The organism is Sorangium sp. So ce327, assembly GCF_051530205.1.
Taxonomy (GTDB): Bacteria; Myxococcota_A; Polyangia; order Polyangiales; family Polyangiaceae; genus Sorangium; species Sorangium cellulosum_B.
On sequence record NZ_CP150330.1, the window covers coordinates 6,144,800 to 6,160,917 of the forward strand.

Annotated in this window: 15 protein-coding genes; 6 read left to right on the forward strand and 9 right to left on the reverse strand. The window is 68.8% G+C overall.

Annotated elements, in window-relative coordinates; all coding sequences use genetic code 11:
* Positions 1–132: 132 nt before the first annotated feature.
* The 3 genes from WME95_RS22960 to WME95_RS22970 form a co-directional block, all read right to left on the reverse strand.
* Positions 133–1,173, reverse strand: a complete 1,041-nt coding sequence (locus WME95_RS22960) for a DUF4419 domain-containing protein (protein ID WP_437910582.1) — start codon at positions 1,171–1,173, stop codon at positions 133–135.
* 132 nt (positions 1,174–1,305) lie between these two features.
* Positions 1,306–1,773, reverse strand: coding sequence for an HD domain-containing protein (locus WME95_RS22965; RefSeq protein WP_437910583.1), 468 nt, complete (start codon positions 1,771–1,773; stop codon positions 1,306–1,308).
* Positions 1,774–2,115: 342 nt separating this feature from the next.
* On the reverse strand, positions 2,116–2,475 hold the full coding sequence (locus tag WME95_RS22970) for an SLOG family protein (protein WP_437910584.1): 360 nt from the start codon (positions 2,473–2,475) through the stop codon (positions 2,116–2,118).
* 45 nt (positions 2,476–2,520) lie between these two features.
* Between WME95_RS22970 and WME95_RS22975 the strand changes: the two genes are divergently transcribed.
* From WME95_RS22975 to WME95_RS22985, 3 genes are all read left to right on the forward strand, one after another.
* Positions 2,521–2,976 (forward strand): hypothetical protein, encoded by a 456-nt coding sequence (locus tag WME95_RS22975; RefSeq protein ID WP_437910585.1) that lies wholly within the window; start codon positions 2,521–2,523, stop codon positions 2,974–2,976.
* Between the two features lie 662 nt (positions 2,977–3,638).
* Positions 3,639–4,028 (forward strand): hypothetical protein, encoded by a 390-nt coding sequence (locus WME95_RS22980; protein ID WP_437910586.1) that lies wholly within the window; start codon positions 3,639–3,641, stop codon positions 4,026–4,028.
* 106 nt (positions 4,029–4,134) lie between these two features.
* On the forward strand, positions 4,135–5,310 hold the full coding sequence (locus tag WME95_RS22985) for a hypothetical protein (RefSeq protein WP_437910587.1): 1,176 nt from the start codon (positions 4,135–4,137) through the stop codon (positions 5,308–5,310).
* 607 nt (positions 5,311–5,917) lie between these two features.
* Here the strand turns inward: WME95_RS22985 and WME95_RS22990 are convergent.
* The 4 genes from WME95_RS22990 to WME95_RS23005 all read right to left on the reverse strand — a co-directional run bounded on the left by WME95_RS22990 (position 5,918) and on the right by WME95_RS23005 (position 11,176).
* The gene (locus WME95_RS22990) at positions 5,918–7,681 is read right to left on the reverse strand and encodes a CotH kinase family protein (protein WP_437910588.1); all 1,764 of its coding nucleotides are present in this window, start codon (positions 7,679–7,681) and stop codon (positions 5,918–5,920) included.
* A 367-nt stretch (positions 7,682–8,048) separates the two neighbouring features.
* Positions 8,049–8,456, reverse strand: coding sequence for a Kazal-type serine protease inhibitor family protein (locus WME95_RS22995; protein ID WP_437910589.1), 408 nt, complete (start codon positions 8,454–8,456; stop codon positions 8,049–8,051).
* Between the two features lie 377 nt (positions 8,457–8,833).
* Entirely contained in the window at positions 8,834–9,604 is a 771-nt protein-coding gene (locus WME95_RS23000; protein ID WP_437910590.1) for a response regulator transcription factor, read from the reverse strand.
* Positions 9,605–10,015: 411 nt separating this feature from the next.
* Positions 10,016–11,176, reverse strand: coding sequence for an alpha/beta hydrolase family esterase (locus WME95_RS23005; RefSeq protein WP_437910591.1), 1,161 nt, complete (start codon positions 11,174–11,176; stop codon positions 10,016–10,018).
* Positions 11,177–11,504: 328 nt separating this feature from the next.
* On the opposite strand from WME95_RS23005, the gene WME95_RS23010 reads away from it, so the two are divergent.
* Complete coding sequence (locus tag WME95_RS23010; RefSeq protein ID WP_437910592.1) at positions 11,505–12,326, forward strand: polysaccharide deacetylase family protein; 822 nt, start codon at positions 11,505–11,507, stop codon at positions 12,324–12,326.
* 12 nt (positions 12,327–12,338) lie between these two features.
* Positions 12,339–12,590: a hypothetical protein gene (locus tag WME95_RS23015; protein WP_437910593.1), complete on the forward strand. Its 252-nt coding sequence runs from the start codon at positions 12,339–12,341 to the stop codon at positions 12,588–12,590.
* Between the two features lie 27 nt (positions 12,591–12,617).
* On the opposite strand, the gene WME95_RS23020 is transcribed toward WME95_RS23015, so the two are convergent.
* Entirely contained in the window at positions 12,618–13,694 is a 1,077-nt protein-coding gene (locus WME95_RS23020) for an ABC transporter substrate-binding protein (RefSeq protein WP_437554844.1), read from the reverse strand.
* A gap of 198 nt (positions 13,695–13,892) precedes the next feature.
* On the opposite strand from WME95_RS23020, the gene WME95_RS23025 reads away from it, so the two are divergent.
* Complete coding sequence (locus WME95_RS23025) at positions 13,893–14,960, forward strand: hypothetical protein (RefSeq protein WP_437910594.1); 1,068 nt, start codon at positions 13,893–13,895, stop codon at positions 14,958–14,960.
* Positions 14,961–15,041: 81 nt separating this feature from the next.
* On the opposite strand, the gene WME95_RS23030 is transcribed toward WME95_RS23025, so the two are convergent.
* A complete protein-coding gene (locus WME95_RS23030) occupies positions 15,042–15,533 on the reverse strand; it encodes a nucleoside deaminase (RefSeq protein ID WP_437554846.1) in 492 nt (163 codons plus the stop codon).
* Positions 15,534–16,118: the final 585 nt, after the last annotated feature.

A 16,118-nucleotide genomic window follows, 5' to 3' on the forward strand; every position in this document is an offset into this window, starting at 1 on the left:
CCGCAATGCTCGGGAATGGCTTGCCCATGAACATCGATCCAACCGCATCCGGTATGAGCGTCACCGTGGCGAGGGAACCGCAGGATCCAGCGTGTGACGTAGATGCTCATGGTGCCAGGCCATCACCCATCGTCATCGCTCGCCGATCGCCCAGCCGATCGCCGGCCTGACGGCCCCGGTGGTCGCGTCCTGCGAGACGCCCGTGAAGCCGCCCATGAAGACCATGGGAATCTTGGCTCCCAGGTATTCCCACGTGAAAGGGGCGGAAGAAAGCCCCTTCGGAAAGTCGTGCATGGCCGGGCCACCGCCGACCTCGGCGCTCAGACCTTCTTCCCAGCGCATGGCATACAGGTTCGGGGACGGTTCGCGCCTATTTGTCCCAGCACCCTGCCCCTCGACATAGGGGAAGAGAACGTTGATCCAGCCGTTCACATAGGGTCCACCAGACTGGTTTTTTTGCTTGTAGAAGGACTGCCAGAAGGCGCGATCCACGTCGCCGCGCGCGGTCCGCACGATCCGGTCCAGCACGGGCAACAGCGTCGCCGTCCAGCCAGTCAGATCGAACTCGCTGAACATGTCGGCTCTTCTCCGGATCGACAGCCAGTCGTCCACCGTCCCGAGGAGCGTGATCTCTGGGATGCCGCTGAGCGAGACGGCCAAGTAATCGAAATATCGCTGCATGGCGTCGAAGAGCACGACCTCGGACGCGGCTCGTTCGATGGCACCGGTCGTCGAGAAGTCCGCCACGACGAGCTCCCTCGTCTTGCCGACATGCTCCCCGATGCGACCAGACAGCTCGGAGAACATTGCCGGCCAGTCATTCGAGGGAGAGCCCTTGACGAAATCGTCGCGACTTACGGAGATGGTGAGCCTGTCGTCGTGGCTCACGAACCGGCGGCGCAGCGCCTCGGCGTGGAGCTTGACATGCGTCGCGAACCCCTGCGCGAGACAGAGCCAGACGTCGTCCGGCGACAAGACGAGCGGGTAGTGCCAATAGAAGGCCAGGTAAACTGCCTCGACGAACCCGTGGGCTCTCGACTGAATCAGACCGGGCAGGTTGCACGCGGCGGCTTCGAAACCCCGCTCCGACCGGATTTGAAGCGACTCTTCGAGCGTGATGGAGGGTCGTCCGCTTTCGCAACGCTTTACGTCCGAGACAGCAAATGTGATCATGACGTCATCCTTCTTCCTCGTGAATCGCCAGCGGCATCTCTGATGTCTGCCATCATGGTCGCCCCAGGTCGCGGTGCCCTCCGAACGCTCGGCTGAGCCGCGGCGAGAGGCGCCGGCGGATCTATCCGGGAGTCAGCGCGTGTGCCGGCTACGTTCCAGTCGCAAGTGCCCTCGTTCAGCGATCCTCTCGAAGCAAGAGTCGAAGGGGATGAACAGGCCCCAGCGATCACGGCCGCCGCGCGCCGTGGCTTCCAGAAGCACTCGTTCCTCCAGATCCGGCGCGCGCACTCCCTTCCAGAGCTTGTCGGCCAGGGCGATGATGAGCTCCTCCAGTGTAGAGGCCATCTGCTGCCAGCGCGCGTGCGACAGACACACCCTCGCGAGCGCCGGCGTGACGGAAGCCGCGAGGAGCATTCGCTCGCCTGCGGGTTCGTGCTCGTTGCCAGGCCCCGTGAGCTCTCGAGGGTGCTCGATCTTGCCGGCGTCATGGAGCACCACGCCAACCCGCACAAAGTCCTCGTCGATCGGAATGCCCTGCTCGCGGAAGAGGACGATGAGCAGATCCGCCGCTTCCCCGACGAGCTCGACGTGCAGCAGCAAGTGAGGCGGAGCGCCCTGGGTCGCGAGCAGCGACCTCGCGTCATCGCGGGAGGCGGGAAACATGAGACGTCTTGCCCTTCACGCGTCTGGACGACCTCTGGTGCGGTTGGTTCAGCAACCGGGCGGTGAAGACATCGCCGTGGCATGCGGTGACGCGCACCCAGACAAGCTCCGGACGGCGATCGGTGAGCCGCGGCCCGCCGTCGTGAACCAGGACTTGCAGGTCGTCCGGGTGGTCGACGTGGAAGCGGCCCTCAAGCCTCGGGTGCTGTCGCCAAGCTGCTGTCATGTCCCGGAACCTCTCCTCCGTTGCGCTCCTGCCAGCCGCGCCCTCCGTGCCCCTCACTCCACGAACACGCTCACCTCGACACCAGCCGCCTTCGCCAGCCCGACGAGGTGTCCCGACCCGCGGCTCTTGTCGACCGCCGGATGAAACACCAGCACCCGCACTACCCCGCTCGCAAGCATCCGCTCGTTGAGCCCCTTCCAGGCACCACGCTTGTACTTCGCATAGTCCGCCTTGTTCTTCGCCATCGGCTCCACGTCGAGCCCCAGCTCGGCTGCGACGCGCCCGGCGAGGGCGTCCGCGCCCGGCGAGTCGCCGTGGATCACGGTCGCCCCTGCCGGGAGCTTCGCCAGCTCGCGCCGGATCGCATCCAGGTTGGTCCACGCCACAGCGCCGGCGACGATCACACGCGTCATTCCGCCATCCTACCCTCGAAGCGCGCGGAGCGGGAACATCAGGATGTGCACACCCCCGGCTGGTCCTCCCGGCGCAGCACCCGCCCGCCGAACCATCCGCGCGGGCAGGTCGACGTCGATGCGGTCGACCTGCCCGCGTTCGGGCTCGCCGACGATGTGCTGCCGTTCAGCGGCGACGTGCACGCGCACCGCAACCACCAGCTGCTCTACGCGAGCCCGGGCGTCCTGCACCTCGAGGTCGGCAGCGCCCACTGGATCCTGCCGCCGCAGCGCGCGGCGTTCATCGCGGCCCACTTCATGCACCGCGCGCACGCCGCGGCGCCCGTCGCGCTGCGGACAGTGTGCCTGTCGCCGCGGCTCACCCAGGTGCCGCTGCCTTCCGGCGACCCGCAGGGCGAGGAGCGCGTCGACTGCCACGTCTTCGCGGTGACGCCGCTCGCGCGGGAGTACGCTCCCGTGAACTGGGCGTCGAACACGACGACCTCGCGCCCGGTGTCGTAGTAATACGAGCGCGTATCAAAGCCGGCGGCGTCCGACGTGAACGCGGCGAGCCGCGCGGCCGGCGCGCCGGTGGGGCCCTCCACGGGCACGCCCGGGCCCGCGGCCTCCGAGGCGCAGGCGGCGAGGGCAGTGAACGAGGCGAAAGCGGCGGCGCGGATGAGCTTCGACATGGGGGGTTCCTCTCTCGATGGCATCGCGGGGCGTCCTGCCCCGGAGACGGGGGAGAAGATGCGGAGATCGGCGCTGGCGCGCTTCCTTCCAGAAGCCAATATTTTGCTCGTGCGCGCCAGCGGCGTTCAGGCCGTCGTGCGCAACCGCTGTAGGCCGCCTCGGCGCCAGTCGGACCGGCCTCGACCGCGCCCGGCCGACACGAAGATCGCCCTTACAGAAGCGGCATAGCCCTGTAGTATCGTCCCCATGGGGGCGGCTCATGGGACAGGGGTGCGACGGCCGGGCGGCGCACTCGACAGCCCAGCGGCGACGGTGCTGGACGGGGCCACCCTGAACGCCATTTCATCGAGCGACGGGCTCATGTCTCTCCACGGTCCAAGACCGACCGCACATATCTCCATCGGAATCTCAACGACCTCGTCACCGAGGCTCTCCCCGGCCCCGTACCGCCTGAACGTCGAGGGGAGCCCTCTCAGAGCAGGAGAACGTTGATGGCCGACTCGCTCAACCCGTACCAGGATTTCGCCGCCTGCCACCCGAAGCTGCGGGAAGCGGTGTCTGAGGTCGTTGCCTACTGGGAGCCCGATTCGGCGCCTGTGACGGTCGTCTTCGGCCGCATCGGTCGTGCGCTTGTCCAGCTTGAATCCGACCTCGATGACACCACGCTTGATGAGGTTTCGCGGCTCGTGGAGCGTTCGCTGTCAGGAAGTGGCCCAGAGGCAGATGCGGTCGCGACGGGGCTCCTGGAGGCCATCTGCGCCCGCGGCGTCGATGCCCCTGCCGCCGTTGCGCGCGTCGTCTCTCATCTGGGACCCGATGCGCGCGCTTACATTCGGGCCTGGGATGCCTTTACCGGAACGACGACTCCGGGCGTCACGTAATCGTGCTGTTAGCCATGAATGTCGGGGGACCGCGCTGTGCCGCCGGCGTCACCGCTTCACGCCACGAGCTCGCCTGTCGACGGCGGTCGTGGTAACGCTGCTCCGCATGGCGAAAGCCGCGCGAACGGCGACGAAGAGCGGGACGCGCTCCCCGCAGGGGCGCCGTCGCGTCCGCGTGTACACGGCATGGCACCCGGTACTCGTCGCGCTCCTCGAGCACGTGCTGCCCGCGGGCTGGTATCAGTGCATCTCGGAGTTTCAGCTCGCGCGCGAGCCGCTCCGCGTCGACCTCGTCATCCTTCGGCGCCGGCGGCGCGGCGCTCCGCCCAGGCCGAGCCTTCTCACCAGCGTCGTGGGCGGGCTGGCCGAGCACACCTTGGTGCACTTCAAGGGGCCGACCGACGAGCTCGAACGCGATGACGCCCGCATGCTCCTCGCTTACGCGCTGCAGTACCTCGTCGTTGCAGAGATTGAGGACCCCGCCTCCGTCGCCCTCCGCGTGCTCGCGCCCCGCCTGACCCCGCGCTTCGTCGAGGCGCTCAGATCGCTCGGCTGCGCGCTCACGCCCACGGGACCGGGCACACACGAGGGTCGGCTCTGCGTCTTTCCGCTGCGGGTGGTGGAGACGGTGCCGGCGAACGCTCGCGAGGGCGACCATCTGCTGTACACTGTGACGCCTGGGATGGTCGCCGACCCCGGCGGGATCCCGGCGCTCTCCCCTGCGGAGATCGCGGTGTTCTGGGCGCTCCTGGAGCATGTCGAGCAGCTTCGACGTCCGCTCCCGGGGCAGAGGAAGCGGCACATGAAGGACGAAAAACGGGTGGTCGAGAGCTTCGAGAAGGTGCTCAAGCGCCTCGTCGCACGGGTGCCGCCCAAGCAGCGGCTCGCCGGGCTCGCCCCCGAGCAGCTACTCGCCGGGCTCGCCCCCGAGCAGCGGCTCGCCGGGCTCGCCCCCGAGCAACGGCTCGCCGGGCTCGCCCCCGAGCAGCGGCTCGCCGGGCTCGCCCCCGAGCAGCGGCTCGCCGGGCTCGCCCCCGAGCAGCGGCTCGCCGGGCTCGCCCCCGAGCAGCGGCTCGCCGGGCTCGCCCCCGAGCAGCGGCTCGCCGGGCTCACCGAGGCGCAGGCGGTGCTCGCCCTGCCGGACGCGATGCTCCGCGCGTTGTCCGCGGAGTACATCGCGACGCTGCCTCGCGAGACGCAGGCGGCGATCCAAAAGCGCCTCGGGGCAGCCTCGCGGCGGCGCCCGGCGCGTCGGCGAAAGCCGCGCAGCCCTTCGAGATGACGCCTCGACGCCGGAATCGGCGACGGCCGAGGCGTGGTTCGTTCTTTCAGACCATGCGCCGACCGTGCCATGAGCGATAGAGACGCCCGCTGAGGTCGTCCTCGGCTCCATGCTGCCGGGGTTCGACTTCGCGGCGCAGCAGCTGCTCGACTTCCAAATCTCCGTCCTCGCCCTGCCCGTCATGCCGTGGGTCTTCATGGCGCTCGCGCTCTTCCCCTCCGTGGAGCGGGCGAAGCTCGCGAGCGCGCTCGCCCTGCTGAGGCAGCTCGTGTTCTATCTCTCCCTGATGTGGCTCTTGCCCAGGATCGCCGGGGTGAGCGGGGTGTTCTGGGCGAACGCCGCGATCGACATCGCGATCTTCGTGCTCGTGATCCCCCTGATCGGCCGGGAGTTCCGGAGGCTCGACGGGCGGGGCGCGGAGGCGAGCGCCCCGCCGAGCGAGGCGACCGCCGGGCGAGCCGCGCCCGCGCGCCGGACGCGCGGCCTCGCGGCGCTACGCCGACGGGTCGGCCACGCGACCCACGAAGTGCAGCGCCCGCGATCGCGGGGACAGGTCGGCTATCCGTGGCACAGGACTCTTTCGCCCTGTGCGGAGACGGCTCGACCCTCACTGCTCGAGGTAGAGGGCGACCTCCGCTGTCCGTCCCTTGGCGTGGGCGATCAGCGTGGCGAGTCCGTTCTCGAAGTCCTCGGGCGTCGTGAGGTGCGTGTGCCCCTCGATCTCGCCCTCCGGCCCGACGACATACGGCGCGATCAGGTCGTGCGCCGCCTTGAACCACGCCTCGGAAGCGGCCGCCTCGTACTCCTTGGTGGCGGCCTGCGCCACGTAGCCGCGGTAGACCTCGAGATAGACCGGATCGTCGAGCAGGAACCGGACGAGCGGCCATTGCTCGGTCACCTCGGCCATCGAGAGGGACAGCGCCGTCATCCCGATGGTCACGCCCGCGTCGGCGTCCGAGAACGCGAAGGTGTGATCCCAGGGGATCCACGTGAACTGCCCGCCCTTGTTCGGGTCCGCGTAGAGATAGTAGTTGTGCGGCAGGCGGCCGTACACGTCCCAGTCCTCGATCACCGCGTTCAGCGCGAACCAGTGCAGGAAGCCGTCGACGTCGAGGCGCGCCTCGAGCCCCGCGCGCCACGCGGCGGCGTCGATCCTGTCGGCGTGCAGCGCGTCGAACAGCGCCCGCGCGTCCGAGAGATCGGTGTCGTCCTCGTTGTTCTCCTTGACGATGGTGTCGGGGTCCCACGTCTCCCACCGCGCGCCGGTGCCATCGGGCTTGTAGAGGTTGCCCTTGTGGCCGCCGAAATGGGTGTCGAGGAACGACTCGTCCGACGGGAGCTCGATGCCGGTGTACAGCCCGAAATAGACGGGCCCTTCCCCGTGATCGACGAAGACCCGGTAGAACGCGGTCGCGGGCGCAGGGATCCCCGCCTTGGCGAAGATGTCGGTGCCGATCTTCTCGCGCAGGAGCGAGGGATCCAGGTACCCGCTCGCGAACGACATCGAGTCGAACCCGTAGAAGCGCTGGTTCTTGGTCTCGGGATACTCGTCCTCGAATCGGTCGAAGTTGAGGCGCAGCGGCAGCTTCCAGTTGCCCGCGTTCCAGGGCAGGAGCAGGCTCGAGTTGCCCTTGAAGCGGATGCCGACGTGCTTCCACTGCCGATCTTCGGTGGCGACGTCGCACTCGACGTAGACCGGCGTGCGCGGGAGCAGCTCGACGCTGCTGATGAGCCCCGGATCGCCGCCCCCAGGGCCGGGCGGCATGCAGGTCAGCTCGCCCTCGACGTCGGTGCACGCCCCCTCGGTGGCGGTCCCGAAGATGTCGATCGTGCAGTCGGCGTCCGCCGCCAGCCCCTCGCAGGCGGCGATCCAGTCCGGCGGCGGCACGAATTCCCCGGGCTCCTGCGGGGGCGGCTGGCAGGTCAGGCCGCCGGGGAGCTCCGTGCACGCTCCCTCGGTGGCGGCCCCGAAGAGGTCTATCGTGCAGGCGTCGCCGGCCACGAGGCCATCGCAGGCCGTGACCCACTCCGGAGGCGGCGCGAAGGGACCGCCCTGCGAGCCGAACTCGCCGGCCAAGTCCGTCATGTCGTCGACCATCTGCTGCCACTGCTCGGGCGTGATGGTGATGTCGATGCGGGGAACCCGGTCCTGCGGGAACGCGGCGGCGTAGTCCGGCGGCTCCGTGGGGACGCCGCCCGCCCCGCCGTCGCCCCCTGCGCCGTCGCCTCCCGCGCCCTGCCCCCCGGTGCTGCTGCTCGCGCCGGCGCCCGCCCCGGTCGCGCCGGGGTCGTCGGACGAGCCGCAGCCCACGAGAGGCGCGGCCGCCAGCGTGGCGACAGGCAACAGGCAACGAAGAATTCTCAAGGTCATCGATCGCTCCTCAGCTCGCGTTTCGGGGCGATATTATGTCAATTCTGGATCGATCGTGTGACGAAACCTCGCGCCAGAAGCGTGCGGCATGCCGTCATCGGCCAGATCGGACCGAGGCGCAGGGCTGGCGTGAGGTGGAACTTTCCGCATCGATCGCGGTGGATTCTTCCAACCATGATGCAGCGGAGATTTCCACGTTGGAGGAGGGCGGCGCAGGCGCGCCGCGCGCCCTCCCGCGGCGATCGCGCAGGCCTCTCCGCTCCCCTGGGAGAGCGAGGTAAGTCGACATCGACGCGGGAGGACGGCGAGAGCTATCGAGTCGACGCCGCGGGGGGACGCGGCACGTCAGGCCCCCCGCGGCGCGCGATCACGAGGGCGCGCCGCACTTGCCGGGCGACGCGACGGAGACGCCTGCCGCGTTCGCGAAGCATGCATTGCTGTACGTCTTGCCGTCGCAGCCGCAAACGGGATTGTACACCTGGGTGCACGCCTGCGGGATGGGCGCGCAGACGCCCGTCTGATCGCCCGCGCCGCACTGCGCCTTGATGTCGTAGTCACAGAAGGAGCCGCGCTCGCACGCGATCCCGGCGAGGCCGCCGCAGACGCCGCCCTGGTGCCCGCCGCCTCCCCTCACCTCACTCGACTCGGAGTCGATCGATTCGGGCGCATCGTCGGCCACCTCCACCTGACAGCCCCCGGCGAGCGGGGCCATGGCGAGCGCGAGCCAGACGACGGATGCCATGCGACTGGCCTTGAACCAAGCCTGAACGTTCATGATGTTTCCTCCAATGTCGCCTCGCCGCTCCCGGCAAAGCGATGACCGTGCACGAGCCTTTCCCCTGGAGAGAAAGGGCGCCTTGCGCGGCGCGTGATCCCTGTCATCCCCCTGTCGATCGGTCGGCGAGCATGAGAGTCAACTCGACCCGACCTACGTGCGATGAGACCTCGATCCGACGGTCGCAGCGCCGCGGGGGCACAGTCCCCTTGGCAGGAGTCAGGCCACACGTCGGGCGGCGCGGTTTCCACGGCGGGCACGCCCGGCTGCGGCGTCAGGGGCCGCCCGGATCGGGCGAAAGCTGCGCAACGTGAGCGAGGGCTGGCGCGACCTGCCCCCGCAGCGCGGCCTGCGCGGGCGCGCGCTCGCGTCGCCCCTCAGCCCAGGAGCCCCCGCTCGCCCAGCCACAGCGTCGCCCCGGCGCGGCTATAGATGCCGAGCTTGTCGTAGGCGTGGGCGATGTGGTGCTGCACGGTCTTCTGGGAGATGTCGAGGACGACGGCGATCTCGCGGTTGGTCTTGCCGACCCCGACGAGCCGCAGCACCTCCAGCTCGCGCGCCGTGAGCGCCCTTCGTGCTCGGACGGGCCGAGCGCACCCGCCGCCGGCGCGCTCTCCGCTCGGAGGAGCGCTCGGAACGGGATCGGTGGCGAGCAGGTAGTTGTACGTCGTCCCGCGCCCCCCGGCGAGGCGATGGGTCCAGATCGGGTTGGCGCAATAGAGCTCCAGCATCTCCTTCGTGTACCCGATCACGAAATGCTCGAAATACGGGTGCCAGGCCGGGAGGTCGTGAACTCGAAATTCGACGCCGGCGTCCCGCAGCGCCGCTTCGGAGCGGCTGTCGGTCTCGGAAAAGTAACGATGCCAGAGGGTGGGAATGGCCGTGACCAGCGAGGACATCCCCGGATCTCGGACGAAGCGCTTCAGCGGGCCATCGACGAGCGCCCAGCGCGCCGACTCGGCCCCGAGCTCGAAGAGGGCGTCCTTGCGGTCCGGATAGAAGCGCCGCACGAGCTCGTCGTGGAACGTGAGGAACTCGGGCAGCGGAACCAGGCTGCTGGCCGTGATCGGCTGCCTGAACCACGGGTGGCTCAGCGCCATGTCACGAAAGAGGCCGCGCCACGCTTCCGAGCCGAATCTCCGGCTCACCAAGGTTTTCCGCGTCAGGATTGTGGTTCCGCTGACCTTCATGGGAAGCTCGTTGACGCCTCCCGCTGGACGACGAAACCGCTCGGGAGGCAGGCTCCCAAAGTATCACTCGCCACGTCGAACGATCAAGGCGTCGGCCACCAACGCGCGAGTTCGCGTGTCACGCCGCAGCTACGATCACGCGGTATTCGCGCATCGGCAGCAGATTCTTCTGATGGCGCTGCAGGCCGACAGACCGCGCTGTGGGATGCGCAGCGTCATCGCATCCCACAGCGGGTCGCACCTCGATGTCAGCGGAGTCGCTCGAGCGTGGAGGCGGGTGTGGGCAGGACGGCGACGATCGAGGGACGCCGTGCACGGGAGTGGGGGGACGCGCCGCGTCGAGCACGCAGAGCGCGCGTCAGGAAGAGGCTACGGCATGGTGTGCCGCTTCAGGACCGGCCAGCCGACCGCGGCGTTGCCGTAGTCGTGGCCCCCTCCCTGCTTCGTGCAGAGGGCCACTTCGACGCCGCCCTCGCAGTTCGAGAAGGTCGAGCAGCCCTTGCTGTCTTCGGCCGATGGCGAGCCCGTGCACTTGTTGATCTGGCCCCACTTCTCGAGGGTCGATTTCGCCCCGAGGAACGTGATGGGCATGCCGCTCACCACCGCGGAGTATCCACCGGCGTAAGGCACGATCGGATCCCCGGTGCTGCGGAACGAGATCACGGTGATGGGGCGCGACGGCTTGCAATCGGCGATGTTCTCCTGCAGGAGATCGAAGGCGGCGGGCGCCACGGCGGCGAACGTATCGGCCGCGTGGCAAGCGAGGTAGTGGGACATTCCACCTCCCATCGAGAAGCCGACCGCGTAGATGCGCTTGGGGTCGATGCAGGCGGTCTCCTGGATCTGGGCCACCATCGCCTTGACGAAGGCCACGTCGTCGGTGTTCTTCACGCAGCAGGGCCCCACGTTCCAGGCGCCGCCCGAGGGGCCGGCGAGCCCTGACGGGAAGGCCATGATCACGCCCTCCGGGTCGGTCTGCGCCGGATACGGCGAGCCCGATCGCTCCGACGGGCCAGAGCCGCCGAGGGGGTGGAGGTCCACCACGAGAGGCACCGGCTTGCTGCCGTCGTACGCGGCAGGGACATGCAGGACATAGCTGCGGTTCGAGCCGCCGACCGTGATCGTCTTGTTCGTGTCGCCGGCCCTCAGCGCGGTCGACGGGCAGGTGATGGGCTCGCCGCCGCCCGCGCCGCTCGTGCTGGCGCCGCCACCCGCGCTGCTCGTGCTGGCGCCGCCACCCGCGCTGCTCGTGCTGGCGCCCGCGGCGGGGCCGCCTCCGCCGCCGTCGCCGCCGGCGCCGCTCGTGCTGGCGCCATCGCTGCCGGTGCTGCTGCTGGTCGAGCCCGTCGTGCCCGCCGACACGCTCCCGCTGCCCGAGCTGCTGCTCGTGCTGGCGCCCGCGGCGGGGCCGCCGCCGTCGCCGCCGGCGCTGGTGGTCCCATCGCTGTCACCACCGCAGCCCCAGAGGGAGATGCCGAGCGCTCCCAGCACCAGAATCAGCTTCGGTAAACTCGTTCGTCCGTACGTCATTGGTCAGCACCTCTGTCCGGTGGGTTCAAGACCGCCATCCGGTGCTCGGGCCACGTCCTCGGAAGCGCGAGACAGCGCCGCCCCTCGTCTTCCCGGCTCGCCGTCCGTGGTCACATCACCCGATGCACGCGGCTGTCATATCCGAGGTCGCCGGCTCGAGGCATGGGCATACTGGCCTATGCCTCGGCGCCGCAGCCGCTCGCCGCCGCGCGCGGTCCCGGGAGCATCTCCAGGCGTTCCTGGAAGGCGCAGAGCGCGCTGGTCTTCCCGGAAGGGCGCCGGAGGCCCGGGCACGGTCGATGATACGGCGACGTGTTCCGTGGAGATCGTGCCCACGGAGAGCGGCTGTGCGCGGCGCCCCGCCACGCGCCGACGGCAGGCGGCGCTGGCGTTCGTCGTGGCGTGCCTTGCCGCCGTCCTCCTCTCCCCGGTCCACGTGACCGGGCGTCACCCGGGCGCCCTTGTCGTGTCCATCGAATTCGACGACACGCTGGCGGATCAGCTCTCCGTGCGATCCATCCTCGCCCAGCACAGGATGCATGCCACGTTCTTCGTGAACAGCGGTGTGCTCGGCCGCCCCGGCTACCTGACGGTCGCGCAGCTCCGCGCGCTCGCGTCCGACGGCCATGAGATCGGCGGTCACACCGTCAATCACATGCGGCTGCCCGGGCTCAGCGCCAGCGAGCAGCGCCGGCAGATCTGCGATGATCGCCGCGCCCTCCTCGCGCTTGGCTTCGCCGTGAGCGACTTCGCCTACCCCTGGGGCGCTCACGACAGCGTCAGCACCGCGCTGGTGCGCGCCTGCGGTTACGACAGCGGAAGGCGCGCGGGCGGGCTCGCGTTCGCCTCATGCATCTCGTGCCCACGGACGGAGTCCATCCCTCCCCCCGACCCGACCGCCACCCGCGCGCCCGGATCGCTCACCCGCAGCCAGGGCGTCCCCACGATCAAGGCTCTCATCCGCAGCGCGCAGCAGGACGGCGGATGGATACAGCTCATCTTCCACCACGTCTGTGACGCCTGCGGCACGTACAGCATCTCCAGACAGGACTTCTCCACCCTCCTCGACTGGCTCGCGGAGGAGCGCGACGCGGGCCGCGTCGCCGTCCTGACCGTGCGGCAGGTGATCCGCGGCGAGGTGCCTCGCTAGGCGGCCTGTGGCGTGGACGAGGCACCCCGATGCTCCTCCTGGATCCAGAGGACTCGAGGTGGCGAGTCGGCGCGCGACAGGGACAGCCCGCTCGTGGACGCGTACGTGGTCGCTCGCTACAAGGCGAGCATCGCCGACGCCAGGCGCCTGGGCCTGATCCGCACGACGTTCGACTTCGAGCCCTGGGTCGACCGCAGCTTCCTCGATCAAGCCCTGAGAGAGGAGAAGCTCGAAGGTTTCTGGAAGCCCCGCGCGCTGCCCTGACGCATCCAGGGGGGCGACCGACCACGACTACTTCGCGGCCTGGTCGTTCGCGTAGGGGTTGAGCTCGTTCGTGTAGACGCGGCTCAGGGCGATCTCGCCCGGCTTGAGCTCGCCGCTCTTGACCATCCAGTCGATCCAGACCTGGAAATCGCGCTCCGCGATCAGGCCCCCCTTGCCGGCGACGCCGTAGCTGCGCCAGAACTTGATGGCCGAGTCCTCCTCGTTCCGGCCGCGCTTCTTCATCAGCGCGATGCAGCGCGCCACCACCGTCTCGCGCGGGGTGTCCCGGGCCCACTCGATGGCCTTGGCCGTCGCCTCGACGAAGCGCCGCGCGGTCTTCGGGTTTTCTTTGATGAAGCTCGTCTTCATCACGTAGCTGCCCGCGGTGAACTTGCCGTAGAGCTCATAGTCCGAGAACAGCGATCGAATGCCGCCGCGCTCGAGCGCGCGATCGCGGTAGATGTCGCCGAGCGTCGCCACGTCGACCTGCTTCTCGCGGAGCAGCTGCTCGCCGTTCACCGGGGGGACGACGAGCAGCGTGACGCGCCGGGCCTCCTCCGGCGCGAGCTGGCCACGCGACAGAAACTCCTTGATCATGAACTCGCTGTGAGCGCCGAGCGTGTTCATGGAGATCGTCTTGTCCAGGAGATCGCGCGCCGTGCGCAGAGGGCTGTCGTTCAGCACGTAGAAGCCGCTCTGGCGTTGCTCGTCGACACCGTAGTAGCCGGCGACGGCGATGATGGGCGCCTTGGCCGCGATCAGCTTGACGATGGCGCCGTTGAAGGCGCCGCCGAAGTCGGTGTCGCCGGTGACCACGGCCTGCACGCTCTGCGGGCCGCTCACCGTGCTGCCGATGAAATTCAGGCGGATCGGCGCGAGGTAACCGAGATCCTCGGCGAGCTCGATCGGCGACACGGTGCCGTTGTTGCCCTGATAGCGGAGCTCGAGCGTCTCGAACTCGCCCTCCGATCCGGCGGCGGAGGCGCGCGAGGCGTCGTCGCGCGAGCAGCCCCCCGCGGCGCACGACACCAGCACGACGAACAGGAGGACCGCAGGCCACGCGGCGCGGAGCAGGCCAGGAGGAAGGGGACGCGGAGGAGTCATATCCGTTATATTAGACGAACATCCGCTATAATACAAGCCCTCCTTCTTGCCGACGGACTCGCGTATGCGCCAGAACGCGTGGCCCTCGACGTTCCTGGCACGAGTTTTTCTAGAACGCTGTCTTGCATCAAACCGCGCGCTTTTCTAGGGATCCCCCGACGCGCGGCCCTGGCACTCTTTGGCACAGGAGCGAATCCAATGACAGACCTTCGACCGACGTGGCTTCATCTCGGCCCCGTGTTCTCGCTCGCGATCGCCCTTTCCGGCGCGCTCGCGGGCTGCGGACCGCTCGGCTGGACGACCTGTGAGTACGACGGCGTCGAGTACAGCCCCGGCGACGAATTTCGTGACAAGGAAGGGTGCAACAGCTGCTTCTGCTCGGAGGACGGGAACGTCTCCTGCACCGATATGGCGTGCATCGCCGAGTGCACGTGGGGAGGGGTCACGCACGCGCAGGGCGAGTCGTTCCCTGCCGGGGACGGGTGCAACAGCTGCTTCTGCATGGAGGACGGGAACGTCGCCTGCACGCTGATCGAGTGCACCGACGGCTGCATCTACGAAGGGCTCGCCTATCTGCCCGGTGAGTCGTTCCCGGCGTCCGACGGGTGCAACACCTGCACCTGCGATCCCTCGGGCTCCGGGAGCGTCGGCTGTACCAAGATCGGGTGTCACGGCTGCGAACGAGACGGCATCGGTTACGCGGCGGGGGCGCCGGTCCCACCGGACGACGGCTGCAACAGCTGCACGTGCAACGCCGACGGCGAAATCGTGTGCACGGACGTGGCTTGCCCCGAGGGCTGCACGTATGGAGGCGTGGAGTACAGGCCGGGCGACAGCTTCCCGGCCCTCGACGGCTGCAACACCTGCACGTGCGGCGGGGATGGCAGCGTCGCATGCACGGAGAAGGGCTGTCTGGAGGCCTGCACCTACGGAGGCGTGGGGTACGAGCAGGGCGACAGCTTCCCCTCCCTCGACGGCTGCAACACCTGCACCTGCACCGCCGGCGGGGGCGTGAGGTGCACCGAGCGTTATTGCGGATGCGACCCGTCGAGCGAGTGGTGGCGCCAGTACGTGAGCACCAGCCCGGAGGAGTGCGCGCTCATCGACTTCGCCTGCACCGGAGGCCTGACCCACGTCTCCAACGAGTGCGGCTGCGGCTGCGAGCAGGACCCGAGCTGCCCGCCCTCGTTCAACTGCATGCCACCTCAGGCGTGCGATGTGGACGAGATCAAGAAGCGCTGCCCGTACTCCACGATCGCATTCTGAGCGGATGACCTCGAGGCGCATGCGCTCAGGGGCGCCGCGCGGACAGCGGGCAGGATGATGGCCTGTCGAGCGCGGAGCGGGCTACGACCGCTCCACGGCGCTCCGCAGCAGCGCCACGGCGGCCTCTCGCAGGATCGGCCCGTCCACGCGCACGGCGGGCGAGGCCTGCGCCAGCACCTCGTGGCAGCGCACCGGCAGCGCTGGCCCGCCGAGCACCGCGATGATGTCCGGCGTGCTGGCGGCGTAGACGATGCGGCTCACCCCCGCCCAGAACAACGCCCCCGAGCACATGGCGCAAGGCTCCCCGCTGGCGTACACGGTGCCGCCCGCGAGCGCTTCCGGGCCGTGCGCCGCCGTTGCTTCGCGGATCAACACCACCTCTGCATGCGCGGTGCAGTCCCCCTGCCCTGCGTTCGCCGTGCGCCGCTGGTTGAAGCTCACATGGATCACCTGGCCGCCTTGCACGAGCACGGCGCCGAACGGCATGTTGCCGGCGCGCAGGGCGTCGCTCGAGGCGTCCACGGCGAGCTGCATGAAGCCCGCGTCCAGGGGGTCGTCTACTGGATGGGTCATGGTAAACCGACCTCGCCGTTCACCGAGCTCGAGCGCGGGATCACGCCTGGGCCTGTGGATGCCCTCATGGTCGCTGCGTCGGCTCATCCTCTCGCACTGCGCATGCGGTGTCAACGGCAGAGGTCGATCGCCTGCGGCATCCTGGGGTAGCTCCTCGACCGCGCCAGACACCGGCGTCGCGCCACGAACTCCCATGGCGACGTTCAAGGCGCTGTCACTGCCGGCACCTTCGGCCCGGACGACATTGCGAGCTCGGAAATTAGGGACTAAGGAAGACGGAGCCAACATCAAGATCTTGCTCGAATGCGCAAAAGGACGCGTCATGCTCACGGTGATCAGCAAAGAGGACAGGGCTACGCGCCCCCTGGTTGCGACCTCCATCCGCGGGAAAGACGTCGAAACGCGAGCCCTGCGGCGTGGCACGGGATATGCCAACAAACATGCTGCCTGCCAACACTCAACTTCTGAACGAGCTCGGTCGGGCGGTCACGACAAGAGACGATCCATGAGATTGCTTCCAGCGGCGCTACATGCCTGGAGTGCCTTTTTGCTGTTCACCATGACCCCCGCGAGCGGATCGCCTTC

Excerpts from the sequence above, each read along its gene's own strand:
- WME95_RS22960 (WP_437910582.1), bottom strand. The coding sequence starts at position 1,173 with ATGATCACATTTGCTGTCTCGGACGTAAAGCGTTGCGAAAGCGGACGA.
- WME95_RS23005 (WP_437910591.1), bottom strand. The coding sequence starts at position 11,176 with ATGACGTACGGACGAACGAGTTTACCGAAGCTGATTCTGGTGCTGGGA.
- WME95_RS23025 (WP_437910594.1), top strand. The coding sequence starts at position 13,893 with ATGACAGACCTTCGACCGACGTGGCTTCATCTCGGCCCCGTGTTCTCG.
- WME95_RS22970 (WP_437910584.1), bottom strand. The coding sequence starts at position 2,475 with ATGACGCGTGTGATCGTCGCCGGCGCTGTGGCGTGGACCAACCTGGAT.
- WME95_RS22985 (WP_437910587.1), top strand. The coding sequence starts at position 4,135 with ATGGCGAAAGCCGCGCGAACGGCGACGAAGAGCGGGACGCGCTCCCCG.
- WME95_RS23030 (WP_437554846.1), bottom strand. The coding sequence starts at position 15,533 with ATGACCCATCCAGTAGACGACCCCCTGGACGCGGGCTTCATGCAGCTC.
- WME95_RS22995 (WP_437910589.1), bottom strand. The coding sequence starts at position 8,456 with ATGAACGTTCAGGCTTGGTTCAAGGCCAGTCGCATGGCATCCGTCGTC.
- WME95_RS22980 (WP_437910586.1), top strand. The coding sequence starts at position 3,639 with ATGGCCGACTCGCTCAACCCGTACCAGGATTTCGCCGCCTGCCACCCG.
- WME95_RS23020 (WP_437554844.1), bottom strand. The coding sequence starts at position 13,694 with ATGACTCCTCCGCGTCCCCTTCCTCCTGGCCTGCTCCGCGCCGCGTGG.
- WME95_RS22990 (WP_437910588.1), bottom strand. The coding sequence starts at position 7,681 with ATGACCTTGAGAATTCTTCGTTGCCTGTTGCCTGTCGCCACGCTGGCG.